Origin of the sequence: Nonomuraea cypriaca (assembly GCF_015645445.1) — a bacterium.
In the GTDB taxonomy this organism is placed as follows: Bacteria; Actinomycetota; Actinomycetes; order Streptosporangiales; family Streptosporangiaceae; genus Nonomuraea; species Nonomuraea cypriaca.
This window is the reverse complement of sequence record NZ_JADOGI010000016.1, coordinates 48,335-62,974: the sequence shown is the minus strand read 5'-3', so window position 1 is coordinate 62,974 and position 14,640 is coordinate 48,335. Positions and strand designations below refer to the sequence as shown.

Sequence of the window (14,640 nt, the reverse complement as noted above, 5' to 3'; positions counted from 1 at the left end):
GTTATTTTCGATAAAGCCTTTTTCGCTGGCGGCGAAGCGAGATTCCCGTGTGTTAATTCGCGGGTGGCCGGGTCGGCTTTAATAGTCCTCTCTTCTCGGGCGGAAACCGCCGGCTACCACAATGCGGCCTTTTCTTATAGCAAGCGCGATCGGTTCGACCAGTGTCAGGGCGAGTCGCACGGCGTCACTCTTGGGGCGGATGGGGCAAGAGGTGATGAACTACTGCACAATTAACGTATGGGATACCCTCGGCAGTCCGACCCGCGGGACTACCCCGGTGTGGTCACCACTCTGGTCGCGATCCTGGCGGTGCTCCTGCCGGGCGGCTTCACGTTGAGCGTGTACAACCACCTGAACGCCCCCGACCGGAACACCGCTGTGGCCCTGCCGACCACGGAGCCCACACCCGAGCCCGACGAGCCGAGCCCCAGCGAGAACAGACGCCCCGGCTCGCCGATCGACGACGACGAGTTCGGCGACTGGAACTTTCGCCTGGGCAGCGTCACGTTCAAGGCTGAGAGGGCGGGTGGCTGGACGTACGACTCCTGTGCCCCGATCGACAGGCAGGGTGTGCTGGCCGAAAACAAGTGCGAGCGCGCCGCACAACTGGCCTACTCGGCCTACCGGGGGCATCTCACGGCGGTCCAGGTCATCATGTCCTTTCCCACAGTGACGGCCGCCAAGGCCACGGCCAAGCATCTGGCGAACTCCTCCCGGGCCGTGAAGTGGCGCCGGGACAAGATGCTCGGCAAGTACGCATACGGCAAGATCCGGTCGAGCTCCACCAAGAGGTACGTCCTCCTCACGGCCGTCACCGCCGACAAGACAGCCCATGCGAAGGCCACACGGTTCCACCAGTACCTGCACACGGACCACTCGAACTACTTCCTCTTCCGTGACCCGACTGTCCCAGGCTGAGTCCCGGGGTCTGGCCAGCGGTGGTGGAGACGAGGCCGGCCTCGCCGCGATACCGGCTGTTAGCCGCGAACCCTCTGAAGTCATCCTTCTGTTCGCAACCTTGCCAAGACCGGCAATCCCCATCAGGATGAAAAGCCGATGAGATCGGCGAACGGGCGCCCCCGCGCCTTCCCCTTTTACATCGTGTGCGATGTATCGCATTCGATGCACACCGCTCGCGAGGATGGACGGCCCACCCCCTTCGAGGTCCTCTCCAACTGCGTGGGTGAGCTGCTCTTCGAGCTGGAGGCGGGCGATCCCGGCGTCAGCGAGGCCGCGCACGTCGCCGTGGTGTCCTTCTCCGACAAGGTCGAGCTGGTGCTTCCGCTGACCAGGCCCTGTGACGCGATCAGGGTTCCGGCCCTGAGACCCGGCAGGCAGACGGATTATCTGGTGGTCTTCAGGGAGCTCGTGAAGATCATTGAGAAGGATTACCGGAAGCTGTCCAAGCAGTTCGACGTGCGGGCGCCGGTTGTCTTCTTCATCACAGACGGTGATCCGTACGTTGGCGAAACCCATCAGGACGTCGAGATCTGGGGCCCCGCGCGCGACCGGCTGGCGAGCCTTCAGCCGGCGCCGTACATCGTGGCGCTCGGATTCGGGACGGTGCAGGAGGACACCCTGCGGCGGGTCGCCACCACACTCAGGGGCGAGCTGCTGGCCTTCGCGGGCGAGATCGCGACGGGAGCGGCCACCGTGCTGCACGGCATCGCGCAGGCCGTCTCGGACAGCATCAGCGCCTCGGTCAACAGGAACACGGCCGTTCTGCGCGGACCCGGCGGGATGCGGCAACTGAGATGATCAGGGCGACGCTGGTGGGATTACTTCTGGTTGTCGGCTCCATGGGGGCGAAGCCTGGTCCGTCGCCGGAGCCGACTGTGACGGTGACCGTGACGCCCGGTCCGCGGCAGGGCGACGGGACGGCGTCGGGCTGGCCGCTGTGGATCCTGTCCGGCATCGCCGGCGGTGGCGCCGTACTCCTCGGGCAGTTACTGCTCGCCCGCAGGACCCGCGCCGCGGCCGACGCCAGAACGCCGCTCGGTCCGCTCCCGCAGCCGCTGCCCGTCCTGCTCCCGGGCGGGGCGGACTCGCGCGCCCCGGGCGTCGCACTCGACGGCGGCATGCTGGCGCAGACCACGGTCCGCGCCGTGAGCATCCGCGGCCGGCGCCATCGATATCGCGGCGAGCCCCTGCAGGACGCCTACGCCGTACGGCTGAGCGCGGACGGACGATGGGTTATCGCGGCCGTGGCTGACGGGCTGGGCAGCACGCTGCACGCCGAACACGCCGCCGCGGTGGCCGTACGCGCCGCCACGAACCTCTCCCTGACCCCCGACCCCGGCGGCTGGCACGCGGCCTTCGCCACCGTCGCCGCGGAGGTCATGCGCGCCACCGCCAGGCTCGGCGGCCGGCCCACCGGCAAACCCACCGGCAAGCACGGCGCCGGAGCATCGGATCCGCCCGCCACGACGCTGACGATCGGGGTGGTCCCCGCCGACGGCAGGCGCGGGATCGCCGCCTGCGCGGCCATCGGGGACTCGCCGGCGCTGTGGCTCCATGACGGGACGTGGACCGAGATCTTCCCACCTGATGGGCAGCGACCGGACAACGTCACGTCCGCCCTGCCGGAGGACCTCGGTGAGCTGCGGGAACGGCAGATCGATTGGGGGCCGGGCGATGTGCTGGTCCTGTGCAGCGACGGGTTCGGGACGGCCATGGGCGGCGGCGGCAGCACACTCGCCCAGCGGCTCGTCACCTCGTGGAGCTCTCCGCCCGCGCTGCGCGGCTTCCTGCGCGATGTGGATTTCCATCTGTCGACTTACGACGACGACCGGACGGTTCTGGCGTTGTGGGCGGGCCGTCACGACACGGCCGTTCTGTGACAGGAGTGCGGCGGCAGAAGTATGAATCCCCCAGATGTGGTCGAGGAAGCGGATCTGACGTCCCCCGCGGACGCCGACGTCTACCACCTGCGCCCGGGCGGTCAGGCTCGCAGCCTGGCGCCGTGCGAGGTCAGCGGCGTCCCTGGCCGGTTTCTTTTCAAACGGTACGACGAGGAGACGCTGACGGGGCTGGACGAGGACGCCCTGCTCGCCATGGTGCGCTGGCGGCGTGAACTTCCCCGGCAGGACCGCGCGACACTCGATCGGCGCTGTGCGTGGCCGGTCGCGGTGGTCCGGCACGACCGGGTCACCGGCATCTTGATCAGGCCCGCTCCCGAGCAGATGTTCGTCGAGCTCCGCACCCGCCTGATGCCGCGACACCTGGATGAGCTCACTCGGTCGCCCGAACGGGTGAGCGCCCTTCGCGACCACTACGGTACGCGCTACTATGAGCCGCCCTACAAGCTGGCCGTCCTCGGCCAGTTGCTCGCCACGGTGCAGTGGCTGCACGAGCAGGGTTATGTGGTGGGCGATCTGCAACTGCGCAACGCCGTCTTCACCGTCGACCCGGCGCCCGCGGTATACCTGCTGGACTGCGACTCCTGCCTGCCGGTCGGAGGCCCCGGCGCCTTGCCCGAGGTCGATCCCGAGCAGTGGAAACTCCCGCGTGAAGGGGGATTCACCCCGGAGTCGGACTATTACAAGTTCGCCTGGGCCGTCGTGCGGTGCCTCCAGGAGAGCGCCGAGGCGTGGTCGCTCGACGAGGCCGCGCTCGCCAGGGTCCTGCCATTGCGGCATCGCCGCCTGATAAGGCAGTGTCTGGACGGTGCGCCGGAATCGGTGGACACCGAGCGATGGCGGGCGGCGGGCGAGTCGTGGCGGTGGCTCGTCACTCCCGAACGCATCTACGTCGAGACCGACTCCAACCTACGCGAGGCGTGGCGGCGGGGGAAGTCCGCGGTCGGGGACGGCTCGCGTGCCCGGCACGGGGGAATCGTGGTGCTGATCGTCGTCCTGGCGGCGATCGCCGTCGTCGTCGCGGTCACGTTGGGAGTCTGAATGAACACCGGCGAGCCACGGCGCATCGGGCCCTACGAGGTGCTCGGCCGCCTGGGTGCCGGCGGTCAGGGTACGGTCTACCTCGCGCAGGGCGAGGCGGGCCGGGTCGCGATCAAGGTGATCCACGCGCAGGGGGCAGCCGACCCGAGAGCGCGCAGGCGGTTCGCGGACGAGGTGGCCATCGCGTCGCGGGTGCCCAGGGCGTACACGGCGATGATCATCGACGCCGACATCGACCGCGACCAGCCGTACATCGTGAGCGAATACGTGGAGGGCCCGTCCCTGCAGGAGCTCGTCGACAAGCACGGGCCGCTGTCGGGGTCCGCGCTTGAGCGCCTGGCGACCTATACGGCCACCGCATTGGCGGCGATCCATGGCGTGGGAGTCATCCACCGGGATCTCAAGCCCGCCAACGTCATCATCGGGCCGGACGGACCACGTGTCGTGGACTTCGGAGTCGCACGGGCCTTGGAGGCGACCGCCGCGAGCACCACGACCGTGGGAACCCCCGGCTATCTCGCACCGGAGCAGGTCGGAGGGTTCGACGCCGAAGTGGGTCCCCCCGCCGACGTGCACGCGTGGGCAGGCACGGTGTATTTCGCCGCCACCGGCAGGGTGTTGTTCGCGGGGAGCAACGTGGCCGTCATCATCAACCGCGTCCTGACCGAGACCCCCGACGTGGGAGTGATATCAGAGCCGCTGCGTTCACTGCTCGCCGAATGCCTCGCCAAGAATCCGGCGTGGCGGCCCACCACCATGGAACTGCTCGGCCGCCTCGTGGGACATCAGTCGGAAACCGCGCAGGCGACGGTGCCACATACCCGGATCTTGCCGGCCGCCCTCGGAACGCTGAAGGACACCACCACGCTGGGCAGCGGGCCCGCGGCCGACATCGTGATCCCCGGGGAGGGGATCGCCCCGGCGCACGCCACCGTCCGCAAGGTGAGCGCAGGCTACCGGCTGCATGACCACAGCAGCGGCCTGGGGACGTTCATCGACGGCCGCCCTGTTCTCTACGCGACCCTGCGACCGGGTGATCGGTTCACGATCGGTACGGCGGTGCTCCGCCTCACCGAGGCGGGGGAGTTGGAGCGCGTACGGCTCCCCCGACTGTCCGCCACGCGCTGGTGGCTGCTGCTCTTCCTCATGGCGGCTGTGGCGCTGACGGTGGTCGTCGTGGTCACGGGATAGTCACGGGGGTGGGCATGGTGACGTTCACCCGCTCCCCGGTCGTGGAGTCGAGGGTGAAGGCGCCGCTGGCGCCGCGGATGACGTTGGTGCCGGTGAACAGGTAGAGCTGCCCGCGCACCGCCGCGGCGGAGGGCAGGGTGAGCTGGGACGCGTCCACGCCGATGGCGGCCTTCTGAACCGCGGTGGACGCGGCGGTCACCGCGTCATACGACAAGATCGCCAACCCGGTGCCGAGATGCGCCGCGGGGAAGGTCACCCCATGGTGTGGCGCCACGAACTCGTCACGGAATTCGCGGTAGAGCTGGCGGTCCGGATTGTCCTCGTGGTCGAGCCGCTTGGGATCGGCGAGCGGCACGTACAGCACCTTGATAGGCGCTTCCGGGTCGTGCAGCGAGGGATCGTTCGGATTCTGGTCCTGGGCGTCGTCGCCGGTGACCACGGTGATGGTCGTGGATCGGCAGGGCCGGCTCCGCAGCAGCTTGAGGAAGGTGGGCATGAACGCCTGCCGACCGGCGTAGAAGATCATGTCGATCTTCGCCCCGCAGATCGTGTCGCTGATGGTCCGCAGGAGCGAGGGACCGCCACGCGGGTCGAAGGGAAAACTGAGCCCGGACCTGTCGACATACGGCTTGAGCCCGAGCTTCGGATCGAGGAAGGCGTCCTTCAGCGAGCTGGCGTAAAGGTCCTTTGTTCCCTGCGGGGTCACGTCAGCCCACATCAGGGCCGCGTCCCCCCCGACCTTCTCCTTCTTGAACTCTTCTGCGATGGCCTTCAGCTGGGCCGAGGTGCTGACCGCGGTGCTGGTGAGGCCAGGAATGGGTCCGCCGTCGTCGATCTCACCGGTGGTGTTGAACCCGGCCGCGGTGATGAAATCGGCGACCATCGGGATTCCGGGATCCTTGGCCAAGGCACGTGCGGCGTCGATGCTTTCCTGCTGGCTCGGGCCCATTCCGGTGACCGCGACGATCTGTCCGGGGCTGGCCGTCGCACCCGTCGCGGCGTTCTTCCGCACCGCCTGCACCGTCGTCCGCCACTTCGAGCCGTCGTGACCGGTGTTGGCCAGCAGGAGCCGGATCTTGGGGAACGTCTCAGAACGGTTGGCGCGGTACTGGCCGATGAACGCTCCCTCGAGCTGGTGGAGGGCGCGCTCGCCGACCAGTCCCCGCGGGCCTGCCCCCATCGGGGCCAAGAGCGCGATCGTGCTGTAGTCCTCGCCCTCGGTGACCGTGCGGTTTTCCGCGGCGATGACCTCCAGGATCTTGCGATACTGCTCGCCCAGGACCATCGTCCCGTCGGCTGGGTCCATCAGGCCGACGCATTCGCCTTCGATGGCGACGACGTCCGCGCTCGTTGTCTCACAGCCGGCCCAGGGCCACCACTCCTGGGTGTAACTCACGAGTACCACAGTGGATATCAGGAGGGCGACGACAACGACGATCACCACCAAGCGCCGGTGAAAGAGCGTCCCCACCTGTCGTAACAGGCTCCAGGCGCGCGCGGCGGGGGAGGGTGGCGGTGCCGGTTCGTCATACATCTGGGCTCCAAGCCGTCACTTATTCCCACGACCGTGCAGGCGCGCTTTCCTTGAATACGCTTTCCCATCCCTGGGCCGACAGCCGCCTAAACTCATCGTCATTAAAACGTGATCAATGGCGGCCGGACAACAGTCAGTTGGGCAGGACGGAGAGGCCGGACTGGGCGATGATGGCCTGGAGCGCGGCCACGTGGTTCCGGTAGGCCCGGCGGCCCTCGCTCGTCAGGCTGAACCACGTTCTCGGGCGCTTGCCCACGTACCCTTTGCGGATCTTCACGTATCCGGCCGCCTCCAGGGCGCCGGCGTGCTTGGAGAGCACCGAGTCGCTGATGTCCAGGTTGTCGCGTACGAAGGCGAACTCGGCCTCCTCGGCGGCGGCGAGCAGGGAGACGATCTGCAGTCTCGTCGGCGCGTGGATGATCGGATCGAGTCGCGGGGTCATCGGTCGCTCGTCGCCGCCCGGCGAGCGGTCCGCCTGGACATCCAGCGGGTCAGGAGAGGCGCGCTGGCCGCCACGACCGCGACCATGATGGCACCCATGATCGTCCGAGGATGGTCGACCTCCAGAGACTGCAGACCGAAGGTCAGCATGATGCTCCCGAGAGTGGTGACGACGATCCAGCCGGCCAGGCCCACCCATGACCACGGATCCATCACGGAGGCGTGCGGGCGCAGGCTTTGGTGCCGAATGTCGTTGGTGAACTTGACGACGGCGACCGCGAGACCGATCGCGAGCACGGGGACGCCGATCCACAGCACCCACGGTGGCGTGACCTCGGTGACGAGTTGTATGCCCGCGACGAAGGTCCAGACCGCCACCAGATACCACGAGGGGAACAGCGGCGGCGCGGATCGAAGCGCTCTGTGCTGCGTCTGGCGAATCTCCGCCAGCGACCGCGCGGCGTCTTCGGGAGTGATGTGCATGACGACCTCCTACTTGGTTTCCTTTTTGGAAAGTACTTTCTACTTTCCACATCGTCAAGTACTTTCTCCGTCAGCTCAGCTACGAGAGCCAAAAAAATTTGGACGGCGATGTCGAGAACCCGTGACTGGCTCCGTCCCTGGGGTGAATGCGACCAAAATGGGTCGCACCAGCACCGAGGAGAAACACGATGGCCAAGTACTTGCTGCTCAAGCACTACCGCGGCGCTCCGGCTGCGGTCAACGACGTGCCCATGGACCAGTGGACGCCGGAGGAGATCTCGGCGCACGTGCAGTACATGCGCGACTTCGCGGCCCGGCTCGAGGGGACCGGCGAGTTCGTCGACAGTCAGGCGCTCGCCTCCGAGGGGACGTTCGTCCGGTACGACGGCGAGGGGCGCCCGCCGGTCACCGACGGCCCGTTCGCCGAGACCAAGGACCTCATCGCCGGCTGGATGGTGATCGACGTCGACAGCTACGAGCGCGCCATCGAGCTGGCCGGGGAGCTGTCGGCCGCCCCTGGAGCGGGCGGGGAGACGATCCACGAGTGGCTCGAGGTGCGCCCGTTCCTGGCCGAGCCGCCCACCATCACGGAATGACCTCTCAAGAGAACGAGGTCCTGCTCCGGAGCCTCACGCCGAGCGTGCTCGGGATCCTCGTCCGCCGCGGAGCCGACTTCGCGGCGGCCGAGGACGCCGTGCAGGACGCGCTGGTCGAGGCGGTCCGCGTCTGGCCGGCCGACCCGCCGCGCGACCCGAAGGGCTGGCTGGTCACCGTGGCCTGGCGCAAGTTCCTCGACGCGACCCGGGCGGACGCCGCCCGCCGCCGGCGTGAGGACCTCGTCGACGAGGAGCCGGCGCCCGGGCCCGCGCCCGCGGCAGACGACACGCTCCAGCTCTACTTCCTGTGCGCCCATCCGTCGCTGACGCCGTCGTCCGCGGTCGCGCTCACGCTGCGTGCCGTCGGAGGGCTGACCACCCGCCAGATCGCCCAGGCCTACCTGGTGCCCGAGGCGACCATGGCGCAGCGCATCAGCCGGGCCAAGCGCACCGTCTCCGGCGTGCGGTTCGACCAGCCCGGCGACGTCGCCACCGTGCTGCGCGTCCTCTACCTGGTCTTCAACGAGGGCTACTCCGGCGACGTCGACCTCGCCGCCGAGGCCATCCGGCTCACCCGGCAGCTCGCGGCCGCGATCGACCTCCCCGAGGTGGCGGGGCTGCTCGCCCTCATGCTGCTCCACCACGCCCGGCGCGCCGCTCGGACCGCGCCCGACGGCAGCCTGGTGCCGCTCGCCGAGCAGGACCGCGGCCGATGGGACACCAAGTTGATCGCCGAGGGCGTCGAGGTCCTGCAGGCGGCCCTCGCCCGCGACCGGCTGGGCGAATTCCAGGCCCAGGCCGCCATCGCGGCACTCCACGCTGACGCGCCCACCGCCGAGGAGACCGACTGGGTGCAGATCGTCGAGTGGTACGACGAGCTCGTGCGCCTGACCGACAGCCCGGTCGTGCGGCTCAACCGCGCGGTGGCCGTCGGCGAGGCCGACGGACCGCGCGCCGGGCTGGCGGCGCTCGCGGCGCTGGACGACTCACTGCCCCGCCACGCCGCGGTGGCGGCGTACCTCCACGAGCGCGACGGCGACATGGTGACGGCGGCACGGCTGTACGCCGAGGCGGCCAGAAAGGCACCCAACCTCGCCGAGCGCGACCACCTGACGCGCCAGGCCGCCCGTCTCAACGCCCGCCGGTGTCGCTGACGGGTCGCCCTCGAACTTCTCGCAGCACTCGGGCGAGGCCCGGTGGCCAGAGCGGTCGCCTCAAAGTGAGAATCTCGCGGATCATCGGGCCGGAGTGGCCGGAGCGATGACGATCGTGGGGTGGTAGCGGCTGACCGCGAGCACGGCGTCGCGCGCCCCTCTGGCCTCCTTGGCCGTGGCAGGCGCGGCGCCGCGGCTGGCGAACGTCAACACGGTACGGATCCGAGCCGGCGACAGCCGGGCGATGATGTGCGCGGCGGCCACGGCGGCGAGCGCGGGCGGGCGGCGCCGCCAGGGCAGCCGCGGCCGTGGGCGGGCACCATGTGCCCGCCCACGAGGTCGGTCTCAGATACTCGCAGCGCCGAGGCGAGTCCGGAGATGTAGGAGCGCCGGTCGAGGGTGCTCAGCCCGCGCTCGATGTTGAACAGGTGAAACTTGCTCATGCCTGCCTGGTCGGCCAGTTCGACGAGCGTCATCCCTCTCCAGTGACGCAGTGTCCGCAGCCTGGCCCCGATGGTAGTTTCATCGTTCACAGCCCTGCGCCTCCTGAAGGCTCGGCAACTTCAGGCTACGGCGTGAGGCTTTTCTGTTGCCATGCCGAATGGCGATCGGGGGCCAGGAACTATGCGGCCAGAGCCCGAGAAGCAGCGCTATGAGCTCTATTTGATGAAACGCCAAGGGGGAGGGCATTTCGTGACGGGATACACGCGCTGGAAGGACATTCGTGCTGAGCATGTTGAACGTGCGGGCGGCGAGGAAGCCGTGGAGGCGGGCAAGCAGGCACTCCTCGCCAAAGTACAAGGGCACCGCCTTGCTGAGATCCGCCGTAGCCGCGGGCTGACCCAGCAGGACATCGCGCAGCGACTGCGGCTCACCAAAGGCCGTGTCTCACAGATCGAGCAGGGCAAGATCTCTGGGCAGGAAATTCTCGTGCGGTACGTTACTGCTCTCGGTGGCAGGCTCCATCAGTCGATCTACTTCGAAGACGGTGACATCGCCGCCATCGCATGAGACATGAGCGAGAGGCCCATAGCGGCTGGTGTCGAGGTGCTTCCCGTTCATAGTCCGGGGAAGTCCTCTGGCAGGAGTTCACTTGCCCTCGGGATGACATTGCGGGCCGTCGGCGGGGGTGCTACGGACAGCAGTAGGTACATTGACACCGGCTTACGTGATCACATGTCAGCAGCCCGGTCCGGTGAGGCAAAGCAGGGTCTTGGCCGCAGCCGTCCAGTTCCTCAACGGTCTCGGGAGTAGGCAGGAGCTGGCCCGTCTCGATCCGCGAGATCGAAGGCTGCGCCACCTGCGCCCGTTCAGCGAGATCCTTACCGGTCAGACCCGCATCCTTGCGCAGCCGCCGCAGCAGCTCACCCAGCGCCCTCAGCCGATCCCGTCGCTCCGCCACACCGAGCGTTCTACCACCAGGTCACACCGCGCAGTGCCGAATTGCTCTCATAGGGATCAAGGCGTCGGCGCGGCGGTCATCGACGCGCGGCTGACTTCTCCGCGTACTCCTCGATCGCGTGCGCGAGCCAGCCCGCCGACCTCGCCAGGACGAAGATGGCCTCGCCCGCGCCGCTCACCATGTCGTACAGGAAGCACAGGGCGCCGAGGGCGAACTCGATGTTGGGATGCTCGCCGTTGCGCCGGCGCACCAGGTCCGCGACCGAGCGGACGACGTCGGACCGCTGGGCGTCGGGGGCCCGGCCGAGCGCGAGTTCGAGCAGGAAGGCGGCCCTCGGGTCCTTCCCGGTGTATCGGGGCTGGCCGAAGCCGGGGAGCGCGGCGCCCGTACGCAGGTGCTCGGAAAGGACGACGTGTACCCGGTCGCGGTGCGCGATGTCGTTGAGCAGGCTGTGGACGCGGAGTGACGACCCACCGTGCTCCAGCCCGCTGGCCACGCTCATCCCGGTCAGCACAACCGAGTACGGGTCCGCGGCCGTCGCGGCCGCGATCCGCGCCGCGCGTGTGGACGGCGCCAGGCCGTGGTCGGCGCTCACGATCAGCGCCGCGTCGAGGAGCCGCCGCTCGTGGTCGCCGACCGGGGCGGCGGTCAGCCGCGGCCACAGCGCCTCGGCGATCCCGTCGCCGGCGGGCGGCGTGTCCGTCAGCGGCGGGAGCGCGCCGACCAGGGAGGCCAGCAGGGATCGGCCCACCGCGAGCACCGCCGCAGGGGACAGGTCGTACCTGAGCGCGTCCACGGCGCCGAGCGACGCGGTAGTGATCTTGAGCCGGTCGACTGGAAGGCACAGCTCGGGCAGCGGCACGACCTCGGCGTGCGCCTGAAGGGCGCGTGAGGGCCGCCACGGCGGCACCGGCCCCTCGTGCCGCCGCCACAGCCACTCCGCAGTGCCTTCGAAGGTGTTCTGCCGTGCCATCGCGATGGCGTCCCGGTCTTGATAGAGCAGCCGGTCGTCCACGATGGAGGTCACGTGCGTCAGCTCGCTCGCCGCGGTGCGGCGCGGCTGGTGCTGCGCGCGGTCTCCCCGTTTGAGCTGCTCAAGCTCGCGCGGGTCGAACCAGCTCTGCCTGCTGCCCGGCAGCACGTGCCGGGCCAACTGGCCGCGGCTGACGTAGGCATAGATCGTCCGCCGCTGCACCCCAAGCAGCTCGGCCGCCTCATCGGCAGCCACCAACTCGTTGACGTCCACGCGCATCCTCCCGCTATTGACGCAACGTTAACAATGATGCACATTGTCGTCTACCTTGTCGTCAACGTTGACAACCTAGTTGAATCAACCACCCCCTTCTGACCTGACCTGACCTCACCTCACCAGAGGAGTGACATGGCCGCACGACGCCACCTGTCCATCGGGTTGATCCCCGGCGACGGGATCGGCCCCGAACTGGTCGACAGCGCCGTGGCCGTACTCAAGGCCGCCTGCGCCGGGGATATCGAGCTGCGCTTCACCGTCGAGGACGGCGGAGCCGACACGTTCCGCAGGACCGGGACCGCGCTAGGCCCCGACGCGCTCGCCCGCATCAGGCAGAGCTACGACGGAGTGCTCAAGGGCCCGGTCGGCCTGCCTGAGGTCCGGCTCCCCGACGGCACTGAGGCGGGCCTGCTCGGCGGGCTGCTCCGCGGCGGCCTGGACACCTACGCCAACGTCCGCCCCATCACGCTGCTGCCTGGCGCCGTCACGCCGCCGCGCGCGCCGGACACGAGGACCGACATGAAGATCGACTACGTCATTGTGCGGGAGAACACCGAAGGGCTGTACCTATCGCGCGGGCGCGGCGTCGGCAACGACCGGGCGGTCGCCGACCAGCTGCTCATGACCAGAGAGGGCGTCGAACGCATCGTCAGATTCGCCTTCGACCTCGCCCGCGGGCGGCACGGCGCCCCTGCCGACGGGATCAGCAGGGTGACCTGCGTGGACAAGAGCAATGTCCTGCGCAGCTTCGCGTTCTTCCGCGATGTCTTCGACGAGGTCGCCGAGGAGTACCCGGACATCGAGCGGGACTACCGCTACGCCGACGCGGCCGGCCACGACCTGGTCGCCCGGCCCGAGCACTTCGACGTGCTGGTCATGGAGAACCTCCTCGGCGACATCCTCAGCGACGTCGGCGCCGCCACCGTCGGCGGCCTGGGCATGTGCCCCTCCGGCAACATCGGGAAGACCAGTGCGTACTTCGAGCCCATTCACGGCAGCGCCCCCACGATCGCTGGGCAGAACAGGGCAAACCCCACCTCGCAGATCCTCGCCGCCGCGCTCTTGCTGGACCACCTCGGCGAGCACGCGACCGCGACGCGGATCAGGACCGCCGTCGCCAACGCCTACGCCGAGGGGCGCATCCGCCTGCTCCCCGGCGGTTCGCCCGAGTGCGGAACGGACGGCGTGACCCGAGCCGTCGTCGACGCGCTCGCGCCCGTCGGCTGACGAGCGGAACCCCCCATTCCTTGTGAGGCGATGATGCTTTCGATACTCGGGTTCCTGACCCTCGGCACGTTCATGCTGCTCGTCCTGCGGAAGTACGCGACCGCGTTCGTGGCGATCATGATCACGCCCATCGCGTTCGCCGTCGCCGCGGGCTTCGGCGCCGACATCGGCGACATGATGCTCAGCGGCCTGGAAACGGTCGCGCCGACCGCGATCCTGCTGCTGTTCGCCGTCCTCTACTTCGGCATCATGATGGATGCTCGCCTGTTCGACCCCATCGCCACACTGATCATCAAGCTGTCGAAAGGCGACCCGGCCCGCATCTGCGTCGGCACGGCCGTGCTGGCCCTCCTGGTGGCGCTCGACGGCGACGGCACCACCAGCTACATGATCATCTGCTCGGCGTTCCTGCCGATCTACCGTCGCCTGAACATCAATCCGCTGGTGATCGCCGCCATCGCGACGATGGCGCTCGGCACCATCTCCGGCACTACGCCGTGGGGCGGCGCGGCGACCCGCGGGATCAGCGTCCTGCATCTCGACGCCACTGACTACTTCCTGCACATGATCCCCCCGATGGTGCTCACCTCCGCGTTCATCATGGGCATCGCCTACGTCCTCGGGCGCCGACAGCGCAAGCGGCAGGACCCGGCGGCCGTTGAAGAACTCACCGCGGAACTGGCCCAGCGCGAGCCGTCCCACGCGCCGGGCTGGCGGCTGTGGTTCAACGCCGGCCTGACGGTCCTGCTCCTCGTGCTGCTCATCATGGGCGCCGCGCCGCTGGAGGCGCTGTTCATGGGTGCCTTCGTCATCGCACTCATCGTCAACCATCCGCGGCTCGCGGAGCAGGGCGAGGTGATCCGCGGCCACGCGGCCAATGCCGTGCCGGTCGTGATGCTCGTCCTCGGGGCGGGCATCTTCACCGGCATCATGACGGACACCGGCATGACCGAGGCGATGGCCACGTCACTGCTGGCCGTGGTGCCGGAGTCGCTCGGCCACCTCATACCTCTCTTCACGGCCCTGATCGGGCTGCCGCTGAGTTTCTTCATGTCCAACGACGCCTACTTCTTCGGCGTCCTGCCCGTTCTCGCGGAGTCCGCGGGACAGTTCGGCATCGCGCCCACCGAGATCGCCAGGGCCGGCGCCATCGGGCAGATGATGCACTCGATCGGGCCCGCGTCCGCACCGCTGTGGGTCCTGCTCGGGCTCATCAAGCGCGAACTCGGCGAGTTCCAGCGTTTCGCCCTGCTCTGGGTCCTCCTCGCCTCGCTTGCCTACATCGCGTTCGCGGTGGTCACCGGGGCCATCAGCGTCGCGTGACCGGCGACTCCTGCTCGGTGTGGTGCTCGCCAAGGCGCCGGGCGGTCGAGCGGATCGCCGTCGAGGCGTCGTGCCGCCCGGTGGTCGACGCCTCGATCGGCGGGAGGCGTACCATCGAGTCTGCCGCCGTTCGTATCATCT

18 protein-coding genes are annotated in these 14,640 nt (G+C 68.7%); 10 read left to right on the top strand and 8 right to left on the bottom strand.

Annotation, left to right across the window (positions count from 1 at the left end):
• Positions 1–237: 237 nt before the first annotated feature.
• The 5 genes from ITP53_RS07920 to ITP53_RS07900 all read left to right on the top strand — a co-directional run bounded on the left by ITP53_RS07920 (position 238) and on the right by ITP53_RS07900 (position 5,090).
• Positions 238–918, top strand: a complete 681-nt coding sequence (locus ITP53_RS07920) for a hypothetical protein (RefSeq protein WP_195894642.1) — start codon at positions 238–240, stop codon at positions 916–918.
• Positions 919–1,056: 138 nt separating this feature from the next.
• Positions 1,057–1,758, top strand: coding sequence for a vWA domain-containing protein (locus tag ITP53_RS07915; protein ID WP_268960976.1), 702 nt, complete (start codon positions 1,057–1,059; stop codon positions 1,756–1,758).
• 77 nt (positions 1,759–1,835) lie between these two features.
• Complete coding sequence (locus ITP53_RS07910) at positions 1,836–2,840, top strand: protein phosphatase 2C domain-containing protein (protein ID WP_195894640.1); 1,005 nt, start codon at positions 1,836–1,838, stop codon at positions 2,838–2,840.
• A 21-nt stretch (positions 2,841–2,861) separates the two neighbouring features.
• Entirely contained in the window at positions 2,862–3,899 is a 1,038-nt protein-coding gene (locus ITP53_RS07905; protein ID WP_195894639.1) for a protein kinase family protein, read from the top strand.
• Positions 3,900–5,090, top strand: a complete 1,191-nt coding sequence (locus ITP53_RS07900) for an FHA domain-containing serine/threonine-protein kinase (RefSeq protein WP_195894638.1) — start codon at positions 3,900–3,902, stop codon at positions 5,088–5,090. It abuts the gene before it with no gap.
• Here the strand turns inward: ITP53_RS07900 and ITP53_RS07895 are convergent.
• The 3 genes from ITP53_RS07895 to ITP53_RS07885 all read right to left on the bottom strand — a co-directional run bounded on the left by ITP53_RS07895 (position 5,080) and on the right by ITP53_RS07885 (position 7,548).
• The gene (locus ITP53_RS07895) at positions 5,080–6,486 is read right to left on the bottom strand and encodes a type 1 periplasmic-binding domain-containing protein (protein ID WP_195894637.1); all 1,407 of its coding nucleotides are present in this window, start codon (positions 6,484–6,486) and stop codon (positions 5,080–5,082) included. The two genes, ITP53_RS07900 and ITP53_RS07895, sit on opposite strands and share 11 nt — an antisense overlap.
• A gap of 271 nt (positions 6,487–6,757) precedes the next feature.
• Positions 6,758–7,066, bottom strand: coding sequence for a transcriptional regulator (locus ITP53_RS07890; RefSeq protein WP_195894636.1), 309 nt, complete (start codon positions 7,064–7,066; stop codon positions 6,758–6,760).
• A complete protein-coding gene (locus ITP53_RS07885; RefSeq protein ID WP_195894635.1) occupies positions 7,063–7,548 on the bottom strand; it encodes a hypothetical protein in 486 nt (161 codons plus the stop codon). Before ITP53_RS07885 ends, ITP53_RS07890 begins: the two co-directional genes overlap by 4 nt.
• A 188-nt stretch (positions 7,549–7,736) precedes the next feature.
• On the opposite strand from ITP53_RS07885, the gene ITP53_RS07880 reads away from it, so the two are divergent.
• Positions 7,737–8,144 (top strand): YciI family protein, encoded by a 408-nt coding sequence (locus tag ITP53_RS07880; protein WP_195894634.1) that lies wholly within the window; start codon positions 7,737–7,739, stop codon positions 8,142–8,144.
• A complete protein-coding gene (locus ITP53_RS07875; RefSeq protein ID WP_195894633.1) occupies positions 8,141–9,298 on the top strand; it encodes an RNA polymerase sigma factor in 1,158 nt (385 codons plus the stop codon). The genes ITP53_RS07880 and ITP53_RS07875 overlap by 4 nt, the downstream gene beginning before the upstream one ends.
• An 81-nt stretch (positions 9,299–9,379) precedes the next feature.
• Here ITP53_RS07875 and ITP53_RS59115 read toward each other — a convergent pair whose 3' ends face one another.
• Positions 9,380–9,511 (bottom strand): hypothetical protein, encoded by a 132-nt coding sequence (locus tag ITP53_RS59115; protein WP_268960975.1) that lies wholly within the window; start codon positions 9,509–9,511, stop codon positions 9,380–9,382.
• Positions 9,505–9,831, bottom strand: coding sequence for a helix-turn-helix domain-containing protein (locus tag ITP53_RS07865; protein WP_195894632.1), 327 nt, complete (start codon positions 9,829–9,831; stop codon positions 9,505–9,507). Before ITP53_RS07865 ends, ITP53_RS59115 begins: the two co-directional genes overlap by 7 nt.
• 91 nt (positions 9,832–9,922) lie before the next feature.
• On the opposite strand from ITP53_RS07865, the gene ITP53_RS07860 reads away from it, so the two are divergent.
• Positions 9,923–10,309, top strand: coding sequence for a helix-turn-helix domain-containing protein (locus ITP53_RS07860; RefSeq protein WP_236050559.1), 387 nt, complete (start codon positions 9,923–9,925; stop codon positions 10,307–10,309).
• A gap of 121 nt (positions 10,310–10,430) precedes the next feature.
• Here the strand turns inward: ITP53_RS07860 and ITP53_RS60995 are convergent, their stop codons facing one another.
• Together ITP53_RS60995 and ITP53_RS07850 are read right to left on the bottom strand one after the other, a co-directional pair.
• Positions 10,431–10,700, bottom strand: coding sequence for a helix-turn-helix domain-containing protein (locus ITP53_RS60995; protein WP_195894631.1), 270 nt, complete (start codon positions 10,698–10,700; stop codon positions 10,431–10,433).
• Between the two features lie 76 nt (positions 10,701–10,776).
• Positions 10,777–11,946: a citrate/2-methylcitrate synthase gene (locus ITP53_RS07850; RefSeq protein ID WP_195894630.1), complete on the bottom strand. Its 1,170-nt coding sequence runs from the start codon at positions 11,944–11,946 to the stop codon at positions 10,777–10,779.
• A 135-nt stretch (positions 11,947–12,081) separates the two neighbouring features.
• On the opposite strand from ITP53_RS07850, the gene ITP53_RS07845 reads away from it, so the two are divergent.
• Positions 12,082–13,176 (top strand): isocitrate/isopropylmalate dehydrogenase family protein, encoded by a 1,095-nt coding sequence (locus ITP53_RS07845; protein ID WP_195894629.1) that lies wholly within the window; start codon positions 12,082–12,084, stop codon positions 13,174–13,176.
• Between the two features lie 30 nt (positions 13,177–13,206).
• Positions 13,207–14,499, top strand: coding sequence for a CitMHS family transporter (locus ITP53_RS07840; protein WP_207755639.1), 1,293 nt, complete (start codon positions 13,207–13,209; stop codon positions 14,497–14,499).
• Here ITP53_RS07840 and ITP53_RS07835 read toward each other — a convergent pair.
• Positions 14,486–14,638, bottom strand: a complete 153-nt coding sequence (locus tag ITP53_RS07835; protein WP_195894628.1) for a hypothetical protein — start codon at positions 14,636–14,638, stop codon at positions 14,486–14,488. The two genes, ITP53_RS07840 and ITP53_RS07835, sit on opposite strands and share 14 nt — an antisense overlap.
• Between the last annotated feature and the right edge of the window lie 2 nt (positions 14,639–14,640).